Origin of the sequence: Halarchaeum acidiphilum MH1-52-1 (genome assembly GCF_000474235.1) — an archaeon.
Classification (GTDB): domain Archaea; phylum Halobacteriota; class Halobacteria; order Halobacteriales; family Halobacteriaceae; genus Halarchaeum; species Halarchaeum acidiphilum.
In genome coordinates this window covers 1-18,307 of the sequence record NZ_BATA01000054.1, presented here as the reverse complement: position 1 = coordinate 18,307, position 18,307 = coordinate 1, and the positions used below count along the sequence as shown (strand labels likewise).

Annotated in this window: 17 protein-coding genes, 1 tRNA gene, 1 other RNA gene and 1 pseudogene; 12 read left to right on the top strand and 8 right to left on the bottom strand. The window is 69.6% G+C overall.

Going from position 1 to position 18,307, the window contains the following annotated elements; genetic code table 11:
• Positions 1–135: 135 nt before the first annotated feature.
• An RNA gene (ffs, locus tag AOZ13_RS09955) (signal recognition particle sRNA) lies at positions 136–451 on the bottom strand.
• 87 nt (positions 452–538) lie between these two features.
• On the opposite strand from ffs, the gene AOZ13_RS09950 reads away from it, so the two are divergent.
• On the top strand, positions 539–823 hold the full coding sequence (locus AOZ13_RS09950; RefSeq protein WP_020222661.1) for a DUF5798 family protein: 285 nt from the start codon (positions 539–541) through the stop codon (positions 821–823).
• Positions 824–840: 17 nt separating this feature from the next.
• Here AOZ13_RS09950 and AOZ13_RS09945 read toward each other — a convergent pair whose 3' ends face one another.
• A complete protein-coding gene (locus tag AOZ13_RS09945) occupies positions 841–1,254 on the bottom strand; it encodes a CoA-binding protein (protein ID WP_020222662.1) in 414 nt (137 codons plus the stop codon).
• A 79-nt stretch (positions 1,255–1,333) separates the two neighbouring features.
• Positions 1,334–2,164 (bottom strand): geranylgeranylglycerol-phosphate geranylgeranyltransferase, encoded by an 831-nt coding sequence (locus AOZ13_RS09940; protein WP_020222663.1) that lies wholly within the window; start codon positions 2,162–2,164, stop codon positions 1,334–1,336.
• A gap of 97 nt (positions 2,165–2,261) precedes the next feature.
• Between AOZ13_RS09940 and AOZ13_RS09935 the strand changes: the two genes are divergently transcribed.
• From AOZ13_RS09935 to AOZ13_RS09925, 3 genes are all read left to right on the top strand, one after another.
• Positions 2,262–2,336, top strand: a tRNA-Arg gene (locus tag AOZ13_RS09935).
• Positions 2,337–2,837: 501 nt separating this feature from the next.
• The gene (locus AOZ13_RS09930; RefSeq protein ID WP_020222256.1) at positions 2,838–4,262 is read left to right on the top strand and encodes a lamin tail domain-containing protein; all 1,425 of its coding nucleotides are present in this window, start codon (positions 2,838–2,840) and stop codon (positions 4,260–4,262) included.
• A 124-nt stretch (positions 4,263–4,386) separates the two neighbouring features.
• The gene (locus tag AOZ13_RS09925) at positions 4,387–6,672 is read left to right on the top strand and encodes a PAS domain S-box protein (protein WP_021780480.1); all 2,286 of its coding nucleotides are present in this window, start codon (positions 4,387–4,389) and stop codon (positions 6,670–6,672) included.
• Between the two features lie 56 nt (positions 6,673–6,728).
• Here the strand turns inward: AOZ13_RS09925 and AOZ13_RS09920 are convergent, their stop codons facing one another.
• A complete protein-coding gene (locus AOZ13_RS09920; RefSeq protein ID WP_049934055.1) occupies positions 6,729–7,901 on the bottom strand; it encodes an NAD(P)/FAD-dependent oxidoreductase in 1,173 nt (390 codons plus the stop codon).
• A gap of 86 nt (positions 7,902–7,987) precedes the next feature.
• On the opposite strand from AOZ13_RS09920, the gene AOZ13_RS09915 reads away from it, so the two are divergent.
• The gene (locus AOZ13_RS09915; RefSeq protein ID WP_020222012.1) at positions 7,988–8,638 is read left to right on the top strand and encodes a hypothetical protein; all 651 of its coding nucleotides are present in this window, start codon (positions 7,988–7,990) and stop codon (positions 8,636–8,638) included.
• A gap of 69 nt (positions 8,639–8,707) precedes the next feature.
• On the top strand, positions 8,708–8,833 hold the full coding sequence (locus AOZ13_RS15315; RefSeq protein ID WP_021780478.1) for a hypothetical protein: 126 nt from the start codon (positions 8,708–8,710) through the stop codon (positions 8,831–8,833).
• 106 nt (positions 8,834–8,939) lie between these two features.
• On the opposite strand, the pseudogene mvaD reads toward AOZ13_RS15315, so the two are convergent.
• Positions 8,940–9,916 (bottom strand): annotated as a pseudogene (gene mvaD, locus AOZ13_RS09910) (phosphomevalonate decarboxylase MvaD).
• A 107-nt stretch (positions 9,917–10,023) separates the two neighbouring features.
• On the opposite strand from mvaD, the gene nth reads away from it, so the two are divergent.
• Positions 10,024–10,710 carry an endonuclease III gene (nth, locus tag AOZ13_RS09905; RefSeq protein ID WP_020222009.1) on the top strand — a complete coding sequence of 229 codons (687 nt, stop codon included), beginning with the start codon at positions 10,024–10,026 and terminating at the stop codon, positions 10,708–10,710.
• 48 nt (positions 10,711–10,758) lie between these two features.
• Positions 10,759–11,820, top strand: a complete 1,062-nt coding sequence (bioB, locus tag AOZ13_RS09900; RefSeq protein ID WP_020222008.1) for a biotin synthase BioB — start codon at positions 10,759–10,761, stop codon at positions 11,818–11,820.
• A 13-nt stretch (positions 11,821–11,833) separates the two neighbouring features.
• Here the strand turns inward: bioB and AOZ13_RS09895 are convergent, their stop codons facing one another.
• From AOZ13_RS09895 to AOZ13_RS09885, 3 genes are all read right to left on the bottom strand, one after another.
• A complete protein-coding gene (locus AOZ13_RS09895; protein ID WP_020222007.1) occupies positions 11,834–12,568 on the bottom strand; it encodes an NAD(+)/NADH kinase in 735 nt (244 codons plus the stop codon).
• A gap of 60 nt (positions 12,569–12,628) precedes the next feature.
• Entirely contained in the window at positions 12,629–13,930 is a 1,302-nt protein-coding gene (locus tag AOZ13_RS09890; RefSeq protein ID WP_021780476.1) for a M28 family peptidase, read from the bottom strand.
• A gap of 105 nt (positions 13,931–14,035) precedes the next feature.
• Positions 14,036–14,305 carry an MTH865 family protein gene (locus AOZ13_RS09885; protein WP_020222846.1) on the bottom strand — a complete coding sequence of 90 codons (270 nt, stop codon included), beginning with the start codon at positions 14,303–14,305 and terminating at the stop codon, positions 14,036–14,038.
• Positions 14,306–14,396: 91 nt separating this feature from the next.
• Here AOZ13_RS09885 and AOZ13_RS09880 point away from each other — a divergent pair, with 91 nt between their 5' ends.
• From AOZ13_RS09880 to AOZ13_RS09865, 4 genes are all read left to right on the top strand, one after another.
• Positions 14,397–15,461, top strand: coding sequence for a polyprenyl synthetase family protein (locus AOZ13_RS09880; RefSeq protein ID WP_021780475.1), 1,065 nt, complete (start codon positions 14,397–14,399; stop codon positions 15,459–15,461).
• 66 nt (positions 15,462–15,527) lie between these two features.
• On the top strand, positions 15,528–16,430 hold the full coding sequence (locus tag AOZ13_RS09875; protein ID WP_020221537.1) for a sensor histidine kinase: 903 nt from the start codon (positions 15,528–15,530) through the stop codon (positions 16,428–16,430).
• Positions 16,431–16,477: 47 nt separating this feature from the next.
• The gene (locus tag AOZ13_RS09870) at positions 16,478–17,530 is read left to right on the top strand and encodes a M42 family metallopeptidase (RefSeq protein ID WP_020221536.1); all 1,053 of its coding nucleotides are present in this window, start codon (positions 16,478–16,480) and stop codon (positions 17,528–17,530) included.
• Positions 17,531–17,754: 224 nt separating this feature from the next.
• Positions 17,755–18,307: flavoprotein (locus tag AOZ13_RS09865; RefSeq protein ID WP_324603261.1), on the top strand; the 553-nt coding region annotated here is incomplete at its 3' end.

Below are 18,307 nucleotides of genomic sequence, written 5' to 3'. Positions count from 1 at the left end.
GAGCTTTGCTCTCGTGCGCGAACGAGACGCGAAGCGTCTCGTCAACGCCGCACAGGTCTCAAACACCTTCTTCGCGTAGCTTTTCCCGGAGCGGTCGCGGAGCGACCGCTCACAGGAGAAGGTATGCGGTATGAATGGTGAACGGGCCGAGGTCGCCCGACCGTTCCGGGCCGGATAGTCCCGGTCGCCTCCTCCACCCCGCGGCCCTTCGAGCGACGGACGTCCGGTGCTCCGCTGCTCACTTCCGTGCCTGACGGGATCGCGCCGGCGAATCGCGCCGTGACGCCCCTGCAGGCGCACGAACGGCGAACCGCCGCCCCCGAAGGACGAGGCTTCGACGTCGGCTTCCGGGGTCCGACCCGGGCGGGTCGGACTTCCTCGGTGTTCGGCCCCCGCTGATGACCATTTCGCGGGCGAGGGGCGGGGCCAAACCGCCCGGCCTAGTTCACTTCACCGTAGTCGGGCGGTACGTAAGGGCCTTTCGCTCAGTCGGTGGGGAAGGCGAAGGCATTAGGCTCCCCACGACGGAGTGTCGCGCATGGGTCTCACGAGCACGGCGAACACGGTGAGCAAGCTCTCCGATCTCGCGGAGAAACTCTACAAGCGCGTCGAGAGCGTCCGTCAGCAGGTCCAAGCCATGAGCGACACGGTCGACGAGACGAACGATCGAATCGCGGGCGTGGAGCGCGAGCTGGCCGAGCAGCGCGCCATCGTGGAGGCCGTCGCCGCCGAGAACGGCGTGGACGTCGAGGCGGTCCTCGACGACGTCGAGGCCGACGTGGACGCGGATGCGGATGCGGAGAGCGACGACGCCGAGGCGTAGACGGGAACGCCGGCGCCTCAGTCCGCCTTCAGGCGCCGGTGTTCGACCTTCATGCAGCGGTCCTGTACGACGGAAAGCCCCACCTCCGCGGCTCGCGCCGCCGCGTCATCGTCGCGGATGCCGAGTTGCATCCAGATCGCCGTCACGTCGTCGCGCTCGATCGCTTCGTCGACGATGCCCGCGACCTCCTCGCTCGGCCGGAAGACGTCCACGACGTCGATCTCCTCGTCGACGTCCGCGAGCGTGTCGTACGCGCGCTCGCCGAGCACCTCGTCCGTCGTCGGATTCACCGGGACGATCCGATAGCCGTGACGCTGGAGGTACTTCGGCACGTCGTGGGCGGCCTTCCCGGGCGTCCCCGAGCAGCCGACGACCGCGATCGTCTCGTCGTCGAGGATTCGCGAGAGCGTCTCGTCGTCGGAGGCAGTCATACGTAGCGATACGGCGGCCATCGACAAAAAGCCGCCGCGCACGCCGACGGGGACCGGTGGCTCGCGGCGGCGACCCACTTCAGACGAGCGCGCGCCCGACGACGAACGCCGCCGCCGCGAGGAACATCCCGTACTTGAGGAGGCCCTGCGCGCGCGCAGGATCGTCGAACGCCGCGTACGCCGCGTACGCCATCACGAAGTCCGCGGGGACGACGACGACGAGGTACGCGACGCCGAAGAGATCGCGGAGGTACGGCAGCGGGCTCGCGAGTATCGCGACGGCGAGTACCGCGGCCCCGAGCCAGCACGCCCGTCGCTCGCCGACCGCGATCGGGAGCGTGTGTAGTCCCTCCTCGCGGTCGCCGGCGACGTCCTCGACGTCCTTGATTACCTCGCGCGCGAACGTCGAGAGCGCGGCGAGCGCGAAGAGGACCGCCGCCGCGAACGGCCGCTCGACCGCCGCCGCGCCGAAGAGAAAGGTGCTCCCGCCGAGATAGGCGACGACCGCGTTCCCCGCGCCGGGGAGACCCTTGAACAGCTTCGTGTACGCGACGAGCGCGACGAGATTCACCACCGCGACGCCGATCGCGAACGCCGGGAGCAGGAGCGCGAGGACGATCGCCGCCGCGAACAGGACGGCGCTGAACGCGAGCGCGCCGCGCGGCGGGACCGCCCCGCGCGGGATCGGGCGGCCGGGATCGTTGATCGCGTCGATCTCCCGATCGAAATAGTCGTTGATCGCGTTCCCCGCCGCCGTCGCGAACACCGTCGCGAACGCCGCCACCAGCGCGCCGCGCGCGAACGGCCGTCCCGCGACGTACGCACCGATGAGCGTCAAGACGCCCGCCACGACCGCGTTCGCCGGCCGGCAGAGTTCGAGAAGCCCGCGCAACCGCTCGCCGAGAGTCATACCGCGAGGGTCGCGCGCCCACCCCCATAAACGCCCGTGTCACGACCGACCGATGAATCGCGGGACTTAAGCGCCACCGACTGGAAGAAAAGAGCGCGGGCGTTTAGCTCAGCTTGGACAGAGCACTTGGCTTCGGACCAAGACGCCGCGGGTTCAAATCCTGCAACGCCCATACAGTTCTGTCGAACGGAGTGAGACGAACGGATGCCGTTCAGGATTTGAACCACGAGAGTCGCAGCGCCGAGCGACGGCGAGGCGACCGTCTCTCGGAGGTTCACAATCCCGCAACGCCCATACAGTTCTGTCGAATGGAGTGAGACGAACGGATGCCGTTCAGGATTTGAACCACGAGAGTCGCAGCGCCGAGCGACGGCGAGGCGACCGGCTCTCGGAGGTTCACAATCCCGCAACGCCCATTCCCGAACGGCCTGCGTCGCAGCCAAACAGATTCTGGCGCGTTAGGGCGTTTAATTGCTACGTGCGGCGTATCCCGTGTTTCGGAGCAGCGGCAATTTTCTGATACCGGCACGGTCCGTGCCGCGCCCCTTCGCTGGCTGGCGATTGCGTTCGCGAACGGGGTTCGCCCGGCACACCGTCTCGACCCGGGATCGTCAGCGCCGGAACGGGTGGAACGGCCACGTTTCTTTTGTTTCGTCGTCGACAATCCCGGCGCATGAGTGAGGAGTACGAGGCAGCGACGCCAGACGAGACGTCGTCCGAGGGGGGGTCGGCGCTCTCGCGGCGCGAGTACGTGCTCGGCGCCGGAGGTCTCGGCGTGCTCGCACTCGGCGGTGGGGGTCTCTACGAGACGATGAATCGGGACGCCCCGAGTGGGGGGCGACCCGACTCGTACGTCGTCCAGCAGGGCTACCTCCGGTGGGAGGTGACGCCGCTCTCGCACGGCGGACAGACCGTCGAAGAGTTCTACGACTACCAGTCGTCGTCCTCGTCGGCGAACCCGCTGGTCGATCTCGCCGAGGATCCCGGCGCGTCGCGGTTGTTCGTCTACGACGGGCCGGTCGGATCGTCGCTGGTCTTCCTCCACGGAAGCCCGCGGGCCGACCACGGCGGGACGGCGTTCCTGAAGTTCTCCGGTCTCTCGCGCTCGAAGGGCGAGTGGGCGGTCCGGGACGATCCGATGGGGAGCGACGACGACTTCGAGACGTGGGAGGGTGGCAACGCGAAGGTGAAGTGGCAGTGGGACGCGGGCGAGACGGACGGCGGCGCGTACTGGGGCGTCGGCGACGGCAGTTCTGCGATCACGGTCACGCCGAAGACCCTGCGAAACGTCGATGCGTGGCGCTTTCTCTCCGGGGAGTCGGGATCGACGTCGTTCGACCTCTCGACGGAGAAGCCGGTGAAGATCCGGCCGGGCGAGGAGCGCAGCGTCGAGCGCGCGAACGTCGAGATCATGCCGAGCGACGACCCGAACACCTTCGATCCGTACGAGAAGGGCGACGTCACCGTCGTCATCCGCTCGCCGCCGGAGGGGGCCGACAAGAGCGAGTGGGTCACCCCGAGCGGCGTCGATCCCGGGAACTACTCCGTCTACTTCGGGTCGCGGGACTACCTCGCCGGACAGAACGGCGCGTCGCCGCAGAAGTACATCCGACGCGGCGGGGACCTCTACTTGAAATACAAGATCGAATCCGCGCACTTCTCGCTCGATTCGGCGCGCGGCTTCCTCGTCGGCAAGACGGGATCGTACACGTGGTTCCGCGGTTCCGATACGGTCCGGCCCGGCGACTTCGGCAACACGGAGACCGGGCCGTCGCTCGCCGTCACTGACACGAACGTCGATCCCGCGGGCGGCGACGCCGAACACCTCGCGAAGGAGTACGTCGAGTTCACGAACGAGGGGAGCGCGCCGTTCGACATGACGGACTACACGGTCACGGACGCCGAGGGCTGGAAGTTCCACTTCCCGGACGACTTCACGCTCGACGCCGGCGCGTCCGTCCGCCTCCACACCGGATCGGGCCGGTGGGACGAGGACGACCTCTACTGGGGACTCGATCGGCCCGTCTGGGACAACGACGGCGACACGATCACCGTCACGGACGCGGACGGAAACGAGGTCCTGCGCCGGACGTACTAGGTGCTCGCGTTCGCGGCGGCCACGCGGACATGGGCGTAGGAGACGCGCGACGTGCAGCGCACGCGTCGCGGCTGGACCGGACTCGCAGGGGGGGTTTATACGTCTCAGCGGCGAAGAGCGGGCTATGACTGACGGAGAGACCATCTCGGTGCTCTGCGTCGACGACGAGCCGGGGCTGGCCGAACTCGTCGGGAGCCACCTCGCACGCGCCGACGACCGACTCACGAGCGTCGCGGTGACGAGCGCCGCCGCGGCGTTCGAGACGCTCGAAGAGGCGGATATCGACTGCATCGTCAGCGACTACGAACTGCCCGAGACCGACGGGATCGAGCTGCTCGAAGCCGTCAGAGCGGACGACCCGGACGTGCCGTTCATCCTGTTCACCGGTCGCGGCTCCGAGGAGTTGGCGAGCCGGGCCATCTCGGCCGGCGTCACGGACTATCTGCGCAAAGAGCAGGGCACCGACCAGTACGCTTTGCTCGCCCGGCAGGTCGTGCACGCCGTCGAGCGGGTCCGCGCACGCCGGAGCGCGCGCGTCGCCGAGGATCGTCGCCGCACCGTTCTGGAGGCCTCTCCCGATCCGATCGTCGTCGTCGTGGACGGCGTCATCGCGTACGCGAATCCGGTCGCCATCGAGGTCGTCGGCGCGGCCGTCGCGGACGACGTCGTCGGCCGTCCCGTCGAGGCGTTCGTGCCGCGGGGGGAGCGCGAGTCGGTCCTCGACGCCATCGAGCGGACGGTGACGAGCGGGGAGCAACGCGACCGGATCGAGCGATCGATCGAGACGCTCGACGGCCGGCGACTGACGATGGAGGCGACGAGACGGCGCGTCACGTGGGACGGCGGGACCGGCGTCGTCGCCATTCTTCGCGACGTCACGGGGCGCGAGCGAGAGCGGGCGAGCGAGCGCGATCGCTACCGCGCGGTGTTCGAGGGCGCGACGGACGCCCTCGTGATTGTGGACGACGACGGCCGGTGCGTCGAGGCGAACGACGCCGCCAGCGGGCTGTTCGGACTCTCCCGCAGTGCGCTCGTCGGACGGCACGTCGGCGAGTTCCTCGCGGACGACGCCGCGGGCGCGCGGACGTCGATCCTCGAAGCGGACGTCGACCACGGGACGTTCCCCGTGGTGCGCCCGGACGGCGAGACGCGCGTGGTCGCGTGCGGCGTGACGCCGGGCGTCATGTCCGGTGAACGCCTCTTGGTGCTCCACGACGTGACGGAGCGCGCCGAACTCGGCGAGCGTCTCGAGCGCGAGCAGTCGGCGCTCGAAGACATGTATCGCATCACTGCGGACGGGGACGCGTCGTTCGACGAGAAGCTCGAACGGCTGCTCGCGCTCGGCCGCGACTACCTCGACATCCCCGTGGGGTTCTTCACCGAGGTGAGCGATGGACAACAGCGGATCGATACGATCGTGGGGGATAGCGACGTCGAGCCGGGTACCACCGTCCCGCTCTCCGAGGCGTACTGTCGACAGACGGTGGCGCAGAACGACCTCGTCACCGTTCGGAACGCGCTCGAGGAGGGGTGGGGTGACGATCCGGCGTACGAGCGCTTCGGGCTGGGGTGTTACGTCGGTGCGAAGGTGACGGTCGATGGGGCGGTCTACGGGACGTTCTGTTTCGCCGATTCGGAACCGCGCGAGGAGGCGTTCACGGACACCGAGCGGACGTTCGTCGAGCTGATGGCGCGCTGGGTGAGCTACGAGCTGGAACGCCGGCAGACGACCGAGCGCCTCGAAGCGCAGAACGAGCGTCTCGAACGCTTCGCGTCCGTCGTGAGCCACGACCTCCGCTCGCCGCTGTCCGTGGCGAGCGGATATCTCGACCTCGGGCGCGAGCGCGTGGACGCGGACGTCGAGGCGTTCGACCGCGTCGCGGCCGCCCACGAGCGCATGACGCATATCATCGACGACCTGCTCGTGCTCGCTCGCGAAGGCGACGAGATCGGCGAGGCGAAGCCGGTCGATCTCGCGGATCTCGTCGCGTCCTCGTGGGATCTCGCGGTCGGTGGGGACGCGGACGCGACGCTCGCCGTCGTGGACGACCTCGGGACGGTCACGGCCGATCCCGATGGACTCCGTCACCTCTTGGAGAACCTCTTTCGAAACACCGTCGAGCACGCCGCCGGCGACGACGGGCGCGTGCGCGTCACGGTCGGTTCGACGGACGCCAGTGACGGGTTCTACGTCGCCGACGACGGGCCGGGGATCGCCGAGGAGCGACGCGAACGCGTCTTCGAGGACGGGTACACGACGCGGCAGGACGGGACGGGGTTCGGACTCTCCATCGTCTCCGAGATCGCGGCCGGACACGGCTGGGACGTCGCGGTCACCGAGAGCGCGACCGGGGGCGCGCGATTCGCCCTCACGGGAGCGCGCGATTCGCCCTCACGGGAGCGGATGTGACGGCCGATCCGGACGCGACGAAGGATCCCGACGCGACGGTCCGCGGAGCGGAGTGATCACGGTTCGAGATCCGGGCGGTCCGGGAGGACGCGCTCGTCGCCGAGTTCGTCGCGGACGACGCGGATGGCGTCGCGTAGCGAGCCGTGTTCGGCGAGGTAGGTGAGTCCGACGCTCGTCTTGATGACGTTCGCGGCGGCGCCGCGGAACACCTCCGGGCCGAGTTGCGCGACGGCGTCGTCGCCGACGCTGATGAGCCAGCCCGGCGTCTCGAACGCCCACTTCTCGAGGTGACCGACGGACTCGCCGGCGCGCGCGGCGTCGAGGACGCGCTCGACGTTCCGCGCGACGGTGGGGGACGCCCGGACGGCGGCCTGCGCGCTCGCGGGGACGCGCTCGCCGTCCGCGTCCACGATGTCCGCGGCGTCGCCCGTGACGAACGTCCGATCGGAGAGCCGGAGGTCCGCGCGGACGCCCCGACGCTCCTCCCCGAGCGCGTCCGGCCCGCGGACGCCGCCCGTCCACGCCAGCACGTCGGACGGGATGGCGTCGCCGTCCGTGCGGACGTCCGTCGCCGTCACTCCAGTCACCTCGGTGCCAGTTTCGAGACGGACGTCGAGGTCGCGGAGGGCGTTCCGCGCCGCGTCGCGGAAGTTCTCGGGGAACGAGGGCGCGACGGTGTCGGAGCGCTCGACGAGGACGACCTCGACGTCGTCGCGAACGCCCTCGCGATCGGCGAGTTCGGCGAACTCGCCCGCGGTCTGAATGCCGGATAAGCCCGCGCCGCCGACGACGACCGCGGTCCCGCCGGCCGTCTCGACGGCGTCGAGGAAGTCGCGGCGGAGCGTCGCGGCGTGCTCACGGCGCTTGAGCGGCGTCGCGTACTCGGCGACGCCCGGGATGTCGTAGTCGGCGGTCTGCGAGCCGAGCGCGACGACGCAGGCGTCGTAGTCGATCGCCTCGCCGTCGGCGAGCGCGACCGTTCCCGCGTCCGCGTCGATGTCGGTAACGGTCGCCTCGCGGATCGCGGCGCGCGTCGTCAGTTCGCCGAGCGGAATGGCGATGTCGTCGGCGAAGGTCGGATAGCGTATGACGCGGTGGAGTTCGTGTTGAATGAGGTGCTCGCCCGTCTCGTCGACGAGGACGAGTTCGTCACCGGGGGGGAGTCGCTCTTCGAGTTCGCGTGTGACCATGAGGCCGGCGTAGCCACCGCCGAGCACAGCGACGCGCATACTCGAACCGTCGCGGAGGGCCCCCTTTGTAGTTCGGGCCGACGGGGCGAAGGTACATAGGTGACTGGGAGAACAATGAACGGTAGATGAGCGAGCGCGGGGACGGGGACGATACCAATCAACCGACGGTCGATACCGTCGAGATCGCTCGTGAGGAAGCGCAGCGGACCATCGACAGCCAGATCCAGACGCTCAACGACATCGACAACAAGGCGGCCCGGATCCTCCGCGTGAACCTCGTGCTCCTCGGGATCATCTTGACGGGAATTTCGATCGCCCTGAACGCCCGACCGAGCCAAGCGAGCCCGGCGTCGGTGCTCGTCGATTTCGTCAACGGCTATACGATCGCAGGGATCGTCCTCCTCCTCGGCTCGACGGCCGTCGCGGCGGTCACGTACACCGCTTCGGACCTCCGCACCGGGATGAGCGGGAAAGACCTCCGTGCAATGCTCGACGGCGATTATACGGATCGACAGAACCTGGAAGGACTCGTAGAGAGCTACTCGCACTGGATCGAGCACAACTTCCGGACGAACGCACGGAACGCACCGCTCGGGACGCTCACGCTCCTCTTGCTGCTCTACGCGATGACTGCGCTCGCTCTCGGCACCGTACACGCAGCGATAGGACATGTCGGTTGGACGCTACTCGGCGTGTCGTTCGTGTTGAACGTCGTCCTAACGTGGTACACGCGATTTCATCGACAGGTGCGACGCGTCCTCCGCCTCCGTGAGTGAACACGGAACCGAACCGGGATCGCACGGTTCGGCCCAACACTCAATTATGAGGACGGCATACATCGGCGTATGAGTGGAACAGCGAGCGAGGCGTCGGAGAACGACGGCGAATCTGGGGATCGATCCCGCGAGCGTCCGTCGTTTGAGGGACAACCCGTGTTCAAGGGCGACTTCGAGGAGGACGAGGATGAGTGACGACGACGCGGAGTCGAGTGAGGTGGAAGCTCGCCCGTCGTTCGAAGGACAACTCATCACTAACAGTGCTGACGATGGCGGTGACGAGAGCGCGGACGAGTAAGCCTTAGAACAGCGCCGCGTCCTCGTCGAGCACGCGCGCGGGGCCGCCGACCTCCCAGACGCGCGTGTCGACGCCCGTCGCGGCGACGGCCTCCTCCACGGCGTCGACGTTCTCGCTATCGGTGTTCACGTACACGGTCGCGCCGGTGTCCGTGGAGAACCACGCGGGCACGCCGTCGTCGCGGAGGTCGCGAACCGCCTCGAAGACTTCGAGGGTCTCGGGTTTCCAGTAGACCCACCCCGCAGGCCGGTCATCGTCGTCGCGGCGAGCGAGAGCGAGTCGTGTTCGGCCGTCTCGAAGACGCGTTCGCGCTCGCCCGCCCGCAGCGCGTCGCGCATCTCGACGAGCTGGTCCTCGACGTGGACGCGCCGCGCGTCGAACATGTGGCTTTCTTCAGCTTCGTCGTGGGCGGCCTGCGTCTCCTTGTACGCGGGCACCTCGGCGATGACGATGCGGGTGTCCTCTTCGAGGGTCTCGGCGGCGTCGAGGCGGTGACTCCGGCAGTCGACGTCGTTCACTCCCCCCGAGAGGTCGGAGTAGCCGCCGGTGACGGCGCGGGCGGCCGAGGCGGAGCCGCGTCGGGCGATGGCGGACATCTCGGGGTGGGTGAGGTCGAGACCCGCGGCCTCGCAGGCGGCGACGGCGGCCGCGGCGAACCCCGACGCGGAGGAGCCGAGACCGATGTTCGTCGGAAAGTCGTTCTCGCTCACCAGTCGAGCGCGCGTCTCGATGCCGGCGCGCTCGCGGACCTCGTCGAGCACGCTCGCGATGCGCTCGGCGCCGCTTCCCGTGACCGCCTCGTCGCCGATGACGTACTCGTCCGTCTCGAGCGCGTCGTCGAACGCGACGGTCGTCGTGGTGCTCGCGGGCGCGGTGCAGACGCTGATGCTGTCGTGATAGGGGTAGCGCGCGTCGTGATCGCGCATCCCGTGGTACTTCACGAGACCCTGAATCGGGTGGGCTGTCGCGGTGGCCTTCATACCACGTAGGCCTGCCGGGTCGGACATAAACCGCCCGGATGGCGTCGCGCGCTAGCGTCGCGAGCGGCAGTCGAATCGCTCAAACCGCCCGCGCCCGAGGGGCCCGTATGGGCGAGCCACTCGACACCCGCGCGGCACAGGCCGAGGCGGTCATCGACCGCCTCCAGCGCGAGTATCCCGATCCCGAGATCTCCCTCGATTTCTCGAATCGCTTCGAACTCCTCGTCGCCGTCGTCCTCTCCGCGCAGTGCACGGACGAGCGCGTGAACAAGGTCACCGCGGACCTCTTCGAGACGTACGACGGGCCCGAGGACTTCGCGAGCGCGGACGTCGACGACATCGCCGACGACATCGACTCGATCACCTACTACAACAGCAAGGCGGGCTACCTCCACGACGCCGCCGAACGGATCATCGAGGAGCACGACGGCGAGGTGCCGGATTCGATGAGCGCGCTCACGGATCTCCCGGGCGTCGGGCGCAAGACGGCGAACGTCGTCCTCCAGCACGGCCACGACCTGACCGAGGGGATCGTCGTGGACACGCACGTCCAGCGCCTCTCGCGGCGCCTCGGCATCACGGCGGAGGAGACGCCGGAGAAGATCGAGCGGGATCTGATGGACGGCGTCGTCCCGCGAGAGCACTGGAAGAACTACACGCACTGGCTGATCGCGCACGGCCGGGACACCTGTACGGCGCGGAACCCGGACTGCGAGGAGTGCGTGCTGGAGGACGTCTGTCCGTCCTCGAAGCTCGATCACGACGTCGACCTCGCGGACGGCAGCGAGTGGTGAGCGGGCGCGGACCAAACCCTTACAGTCCCGTAAACTAGGATCTAGTCGATGGTTTACGAGAGTGGTAACCGAACCGTCGACGACGCGCTCGAACGCGTGCTCGCCGGAGGGACGCTAACGCGGCGGGACGCGCTCGCGCTCGTCGCGCAACCGGTCGAGGCGCTCGCGCCCGCGGCGGACGCGGTTCGCGCGCACTACGGCGACGGGACGGTCGACGCGTGCAGCATCGTGAACGCGAAGGCGGGCGACTGCGCGGAGGACTGCGGCTTTTGCGCGCAGTCGAGTCGCTTCGACACCGGCATCGACACCCACGACCTGCTCGACCCCGAGTCGATCCTCGCGGCGGCGAGGCGCGCCGAGCGCGACGGCGCACAGCGCTTCGGAATCGTCGTCGCGGAGAAGGGCGTCTCGAAGGAGCGCCGCCCCGAGGAGTGGGGGCGCGTGTTGGAGGCGATCCGCCTCGTCCGCGACGAGACGGCCGTCGAAGTGGACGCGAGCCTCGGCGTCCTGACCGAGGCGGAAGCGGGGATCCTCGCGGACGTCGGGCTGAACCACTACAACCACAACATCGAGACGTCGCCCGACTACTTCCCGGAGGTCGTCGGGAGCCACGACTTCGCGGACCGCGTCGAGACGCTCGAAGTGGCGAAAGCCGCCGGTCTCGACCTCTGCGCGGGCGTGATCCTCGGGATGGGCGAGAGCCCGACGGACCGGATCGACGCCGCGCTCGCGCTCCGCGAGGTGGGCGTCTCCTCGCTCCCCGTGAACGTCCTCAACCCCGTTCCGGGGACGCCGCTCGGCGAGCGCTTCCCGGACGGACCGGCGATCGACACCGCCGACGTCGTGAAGACCGTCGCCGTCTACCGGTTCCTCCACCCGGAGGCGCGCGTCCGCCTCACCGGCGGGCGCGAGGTCGCCTTCGACGACGCGGACGCCCACCGCCCCTTCGAGGCGGGGGCGGACGGTCTGCTGACGGGCGACTACCTCACGACGGCGGGGCAGACCGCGGCCGACGACCTCGACGTGATCGAGCGCGCGGGATTGGAGCCGAACCGGGCGGTGAACGGGTTCGATCCCGACGCCGTGCGCGCGCGTCACGGCGAGGAGTAGGCGCGCGGCGGCGTCAGTCCGCGCGCGTCACGGCGAGCGTCACCGGCTCGCCGTAGGAGAGATCGACGGGCGCGCCGGGTTCGACGAGACCGGCGTCCGCGTCGTCGACGAGGAGCGCGACGTCGGTCTCGTCGCGCTCGACGGTGAGCGTGCCGGGGAGCGAGACGACCCAGTTCGGGCACTCGACGCGGAAGGGGGCGATGGGGACGACGGCGACGGCGTCCACGGTCGGCGAGAGGACGGGCCCGTCGGCGGTGGCCGTGTACCCCTCGCTGCCGACGGGTGTGGCGACGGCGACGCCGTCGGCGCGCACCGTTTCGAGGGGGGTCTCGCCGTCCTCGCCGGTCACGTCGATGGCGTATTCGGAGATGCGCGCGGCCTCCGCGGTGACGAGCATGACGTCCGAGAGCGCGCGGTACGACTCGCGGCGGGCCTCGACGGCGATCGTCGGGCGCTCGCGTCCCTCGTACTCGCCGCGGACGAGGCGACGGAGCGCGCGATCGCGGTCGTTCGGGTCGACGGAGTCCGTGCCCGCGCCCGTGTTCACGGGGAGCACGGGCGTCGCAGCGGAGACGCCGGCGCGGACGAGGTCGTAGAGCGCGCCCTCGGAGAGCGCGGCGACGGCGGTGACGTCGCGATCGAGGACCGACGCCGCGGTTCCGGTGGCCGCGATCCCGCCCGCGTTCTCGACGACGGCGGCGGCGCTCTCGGTCTCCGGCCCGACGAGCCCGACGTGTGCCTCGGTCATCGTCGGAGGGTCGCCCCCCGCGGGCAAAAAGTTGCCGTCGGCGGTCGATCGGCGGATCGCTCAGAACGGCCAGTCGCCGGTGACCTTCATGCCCGCCGCGAGATACTGCGCCTCGCAGGCGGCCGCGACGTCCTCGGGCGCGGCGTGTGCGACCGTGAAGCCGTCGTCCGCGAGCGCGACGGCGAGCGCCGTGAGGAGGATCGCCTGCTCGCGGAAGGTGCGCGCTTCGAGCTTATCGAGCGTGTCCGCGGCGGTGTGGCCCCACCCGCGCCCGCTGTCGCCGGTGTCGCTCGCGACCATGTAGCCCGGAACGCCGCGCTGGACGTAGCTCCAGTGATCGGAGTGCGGGCCGAGTTCGGGATCGATCGTCACGGGATGCGCGAAGCGCTCGCCGACCTCGCGGGCGGCCGCTTCGAGCGCGTCGAAGCCGTGCGTCGTGAACTCGAGGGTGCGCGCCGCGGCCACGCCGTCGAGGTTCACCACGGCGCGCACGTCGTCGAGGACGCGCCGGTCGGCGTCGCGCGCCGATCCCACGAGACCGACCTCCTCCGCGCCGAAGACGACGACGTGCACGCGGGTGTCGAGTTCGTCCTCGCGGTCCGCGAGCGCCCGCGCGAGTTCGACGACCATCGCGGTCCCCGCCCCGTTGTCCATCGCGCCCTCCGCGACGTCGTGGGCGTCGACGTGCGCGGTGAGCAGGAGTTCCTCCTCGGTGTCGGGTCCGAGTTCGGCGTGGACGTTCCGCGACGTGGCCTCGGAGAGCGACGCCTCGACGTCGACGGTGACGCGCCCGCCGTCGAAGCGGCGCGCGAGTCGCGCGCCGACCTCCTTCGAGACGCCGACGGCGGGGATCTCGCCGATCGGCGCGTCCGCCGTGCCGACGCTCCCCGTCGGGACCAATCCCCCCGGATAGTGGTTCGCGAAGACGAACGCGCCCGCGCCCGCCTCGACGGCCCGGTAGTACTTCTCGCGGCGGTGCACCACGCGCTCGTAGTGGTCGGGGACGGCCGAGTCGACGAGCACGACATTCCCGTCGAGGTCGCGCTCCGCGAAGTCCTCGGGGAGTCCGTGACCGAGGTCGACGAGGGCGCCCGTCGCGGATTTCGAGGGGCTGCGCGGGAGCGCGATGCAGTCCTGTTCGGTGTCGCCCGCGGCGACGTGTGCGGTGCCGCGCTCCCACCCCTGAATGGTGAACTCATCGAGGTGGGCGTCGCGGGCGTGTTCGGCGAGGGCGTCCCGCGTCGCCGCGGCCGCCTCGTGCTCGCCCGCGCTCCCCGCCATTCGATTCCCGATGTCGACGAGCGTTTCGAGGTGGTTCCAGCCGGTCTCGCTCGTGAACGTCTCGCCGATCCAGTCGGTCATGGTGGACGATGGGCCGCCGACCGGCAAAAGCGTGGGTGGAAACGCCGACCGGCAAAAGCGTGGGTGGAAACGCGGGATCGGGACCCGGCGAGAGAGCGCGTCGGACTAGAGTTCGCCTTCGGCCTTCAGGCCCGCGATGACGTCGTCGACGAGGCCCTCGACGCCGTCGTAGGGGAACTCCTCGTGTCCGGAGAGGAGTTTCGCGAGTTCCATCGCGGAGAAGGTGCGATCGCCGGCGTGGAACTTCGTCATCGGGCCTCGCGGGAGTTCGGGGACGAGGCTGGTCATGCTCGTGACGGGGTAGTCCGCATCCTCGAGGGCCGCGGTAAGCTCCTCGCGGAGCTGGGATTCGGCGTCCGTGTCTGCATCGCTCATGGGCGTGTCTCGCCGAGACGGCGGAAAAGGGTTGCGTCTGCGGGGGGCGATAGCGCAGATTTTTCACCCGCGGGCGTGAAGGGCGGCGCATATGTCCGAATCGCTCTCGGAGTGGCGGCCCGCGGTGGATCGCGAGATCGAACGCGTCCTCCCGCGCGAGCTGACGGCCGACTACCTCCGGACGTTCTTCGGCGAGGGGCGCTACGAGTACGACCCCGATGCCATCGAGGACGCCCTCTCGACGCCCGTCTGGGACCTCTTGGATCGCGGGGGGAAGCGCTGGCGCGCCGTCGTCTTCCTCATGCTCGTCGAGGGATTCGGCGCCGACCCGGAGACGTTCCTCCCCTACGCGGTCATCCCCGAGATCCTCCACAACGGGACGATCATCGTCGACGACGTCGAGGACGGCGCGGAGATCCGCCGCGGCGAGGAGGCGGTCCACCACCGCTACGGGCAGGACATCGCCCTCAACGCGGGCAACGCCCTCTACTTCATCCCGCTGAAGATCCTCGAACGCGACCCGGCGGACCTCGATCCCGAGACGCGCCTCGCGGTCTACGAGATGCTCACCTACGAGCTGAACCGCACGCACCTCGGGCAGGGGATGGACATCCGCTGGCACAACAGCGACGAGATCGCGATCACCGAGGCCGAGTACATGGAGATGTGCGCGTGCAAGACCGGCTGTCTCGGGCGGATCGTCGGTCGGCTCGCCGCGATCGTCACCGATCAATCCGACGATGTGGAGTCCGAACTCGCCGCGTTCATGGAGACCGTCTGCATCGCCTTCCAGATCGCCGACGACATCCTCGACGTCGAGCACAGCCTCGACGAGGCCGGCGACTTCGGGAAAGCCATCGGAAACGACATCAAGGAGGGCAAGAAGACGCTCATCGCCGTCCACGCCGTCCGGAACGCCGCCCCCGAGGACGCCGCGTGCTTGCAGGAGATCCTCGCCGCCGACGACACGACGGACGCGGAGGCGCTGGCCGCCATCGAGATCATGGAGGAGGCGGGGAGCGTCGAGTACGCCCGCGAGCGCGCCATCGCGCTCGTCGAGGAGGCCCACGATCACCTCGACGACGTCCCGCTCACGGACGAGATCGCCGCCGAACTCGCCGCGTTCGCGGAGTACGTCGTCGAACGCGACGTCTGAGAGGCGCTCGCGCGCTCGACCCGCACCGGGCGACCAACTATGGTGGGCGAGCCGCTGTCGATACATATGGACCGTCTCCGGCGGATCGCGGAGCTTTCCCCGCGTCGCATCGCCGTCGCGTACTTCGCGCTCGGTGGCGCGTGGCTCGTCGTCACCGACTGGCTCGTGCACGTCTTCGCGCCGACGCGGGCGGCGGCCACCGCGCTCCAGACCGGGAAGGGATGGCTGTTCGTCCTGCTCTCCGCCGTCCTCATCTACGCGCTCACGCGCCGTCTGGAGTCGCAGCTCGAACGCTCGAACGCGCGGCTTCGCGACGCCGCCCAGCAGCTGCAGGTGCTCGGGCGCGTCCTCCGGCACAACATCCGCAACGACATGACGGTGATCAGGGGGTACGCCGAGTTGGTCCGCGAGCACGCGACGGACGCGACCGATCGCGACCGTCTCTCGATCGTCGCGGAGACGGCGGACGACGTGGTCGACGTCAGCGAGCAACTCCGCGTCGTCAGCGAGATCGATCTCGACGCCGACGCGACCGTGGACGTGGTGGCGCTCGTGCGCCGGGAGCGCGATCACCTGCGCGCGACGCGTCCCGCGGTCACGATCGATGTGTCGCTCCCGTCGCGGGCGGTCGTCCGCGGTGACGACCCGTTGCGCCGCGCGATCCGGGCGGCCGTGGAGTGTCTGCTCGAACACGGGTCGACGACGGCCGAGCGCCGCGTCTCGATCACCGTCGAGCGGGCGGGCGATGAGGTCGCGATCAGGGTCACGGACGACGGGCCGGGGATCCCCGAGAACGAACTCGAACCGGTCCGCTGCGGCGAGGAGACGGACCTCGTGCACGCCGCGGGCGTGCGCATCTGGCTGCTGAACTGGCTGTGCAACGTCTACGGCGGGCGCGTCGCGTTCGAGGACGGGGAGTCGGGCGGCACCGTCGTGATCCTTCGACTACCGGCGGCGGGGGGTCGGTGAGACGGAGCGCGCCGGCATTTAAGTGCCGTCGAGCCGACCCGTCGCGTGTGAACGCGAACTTCGAGCTGTTGACGGAACTCACGGAGGCCCACGGCGCGCCGGGGCACGAGGACCGCATCCGCGAGATCGTGCGGCGCGAACTCGGCGACGTCGCGGACGAGATCCGGACGGACGCGATGGGGAACGTCGTCGCGACCGTCGAAGGGAGCGAGGACCCCGACTACGAGGTGGCGGTCGCGGCGCACATGGACGAGATCGGTTTCATGGTGAAACACGTGACTGAAGCGGGGTTCCTCAAACTCGACGCGCTCGGCGGGTGGGATCCGCGCGTCCTGCGCGCGCAGCGCGTCACCGTCCACGCCGCCGAGGGCGATCTCGACGGCGTCATCGGCTCGCCGCCGCCGCACACGATGAGCGAGGAGGAGCGCGAATCGACGGACGAGATCGAGGACCTGTACGTCGATCTCGGACGGGACGGGGAGGACGTCGCGGACCTCGTCTCGGTGGGCGACGTCGTGACGATGAGTCAGGACACGCGCGCGCTCGGCGAGACGGTGACGGGGAAGTCGATGGACGATCGGGTCTGTCTGTTCGCGATGCTGGAGGCCGCAAAGCGCGTCGATCCCGACGTGACGGTCCACTTCGCGGCGACGGTGCAGGAGGAAGTGGGACTGCGCGGGGCGCGGGCGCTCGGCGTCGATCTCGACCCGGATCTCGCGGTGGCGCTCGACGTCACGGTGGCGAACGACATCCCGCAGTTCTCCGACGAGTCGAAGCACGTCACCGAACTCGGCGGCGGCGCGGCGATCAAACTGAAGGACGGGAGCGTCATCACGAACCCGACGGTCAGAAAGCGCATGGAGTCCGTCGCCGAGACCGAGAACGTCGACCACCAGCTCGAGGTGCTCCCGGCCGGCGGGACGGACACCGCGGGCTTCCAGAACACGCACGGCGCGAAGCCGGTCGGCGCGATCAGCGTCCCGCTGCGATACATGCACACGGTGACGGAGGCCGCCCACGCGGACGACGTGGACGCGACGATCGACCTGCTCGCGGCGTTCCTCGACACGGAGACGGGCGAACACGACTACCGGCTGTAACGAACCACGGACTCGCGGACGAGAACGGCGCGAGTCCTTGTGCTGGCAGGGCATGAACCAGCGGATATGACCGGTACTTGCCGCGGGGTCTCGTCCGTGAAGGCGCAGGACACGGGAGCGGTCAGTCCCGGCGACTCCTACGAGATCGCGACGTTCACGACGTGAGAGATCGGGGACGCCCCGAAGGCGGACGCTTTTACTGCCGGGGGCGAGCAGGTGGTTGTATGCTGGAGGGTGTGAACGTCGCGCTCGGCGTCACGGGGAGCATCGCGGCGGTGAAGGTGGTCGAACTCGCCCACGAGCTGCGCCGGCGCGGGGCGTCCGTGCGCGCCGTGATGACCGAGAGCGCGCGCGGGATCATCGATCCGAGGGCGGTCGCGTTCGCGACCGAGCACGAGGTCGCGACGGAGATCACGGGCGCCGTCGAGCACGTCGAACTCTGCGGACGCGAGGGGTGGGCGGACGTCTACCTGATCGCGCCAGCGACGGCGAACACCGTCGGGAAGGTCGCCGCGGCGGTCGACGACACGCCCGTCACGACGGCGGCGACGACGGCGCTCGGGGCGGACGTCCCCGTCGTGGTCGCGCCCGCGATGCACGAGCCGATGTACGACCACCCGGGCGTGCTGGAGAGTCTGGAGCGCGTCGAATCGTGGGGCGTGGACGTCGTCGATCCGCGCGTCGAGGAGGGGAAGGCGAAGATCGCGACGGTGGACGCGATCTGCCTCGACGTCGCGCGAGCGGTCGGGGAGCGCCCGCTCGACGGCGAGCGCGTCG

Bases quoted from the DNA above. Each gene is read 5' to 3' on its own strand.
- AOZ13_RS09950 (WP_020222661.1), top strand. From the start codon at position 539: ATGGGTCTCACGAGCACGGCGAACACGGTGAGCAAGCTCTCCGATCTC.
- AOZ13_RS09945 (WP_020222662.1), bottom strand. From the start codon at position 1,254: ATGACTGCCTCCGACGACGAGACGCTCTCGCGAATCCTCGACGACGAG.
- AOZ13_RS09940 (WP_020222663.1), bottom strand. From the start codon at position 2,164: ATGACTCTCGGCGAGCGGTTGCGCGGGCTTCTCGAACTCTGCCGGCCG.
- AOZ13_RS09930 (WP_020222256.1), top strand. From the start codon at position 2,838: ATGAGTGAGGAGTACGAGGCAGCGACGCCAGACGAGACGTCGTCCGAG.
- AOZ13_RS09925 (WP_021780480.1), top strand. From the start codon at position 4,387: ATGACTGACGGAGAGACCATCTCGGTGCTCTGCGTCGACGACGAGCCG.
- AOZ13_RS09920 (WP_049934055.1), bottom strand. From the start codon at position 7,901: ATGCGCGTCGCTGTGCTCGGCGGTGGCTACGCCGGCCTCATGGTCACA.
- AOZ13_RS09915 (WP_020222012.1), top strand. From the start codon at position 7,988: ATGAGCGAGCGCGGGGACGGGGACGATACCAATCAACCGACGGTCGAT.
- AOZ13_RS15315 (WP_021780478.1), top strand. From the start codon at position 8,708: ATGAGTGGAACAGCGAGCGAGGCGTCGGAGAACGACGGCGAATCTGGG.
- nth (WP_020222009.1), top strand. From the start codon at position 10,024: ATGGGCGAGCCACTCGACACCCGCGCGGCACAGGCCGAGGCGGTCATC.
- bioB (WP_020222008.1), top strand. From the start codon at position 10,759: ATGGTTTACGAGAGTGGTAACCGAACCGTCGACGACGCGCTCGAACGC.
- AOZ13_RS09895 (WP_020222007.1), bottom strand. From the start codon at position 12,568: ATGACCGAGGCACACGTCGGGCTCGTCGGGCCGGAGACCGAGAGCGCC.
- AOZ13_RS09890 (WP_021780476.1), bottom strand. From the start codon at position 13,930: ATGACCGACTGGATCGGCGAGACGTTCACGAGCGAGACCGGCTGGAAC.
- AOZ13_RS09885 (WP_020222846.1), bottom strand. From the start codon at position 14,305: ATGAGCGATGCAGACACGGACGCCGAATCCCAGCTCCGCGAGGAGCTT.
- AOZ13_RS09880 (WP_021780475.1), top strand. From the start codon at position 14,397: ATGTCCGAATCGCTCTCGGAGTGGCGGCCCGCGGTGGATCGCGAGATC.
- AOZ13_RS09875 (WP_020221537.1), top strand. From the start codon at position 15,528: ATGGACCGTCTCCGGCGGATCGCGGAGCTTTCCCCGCGTCGCATCGCC.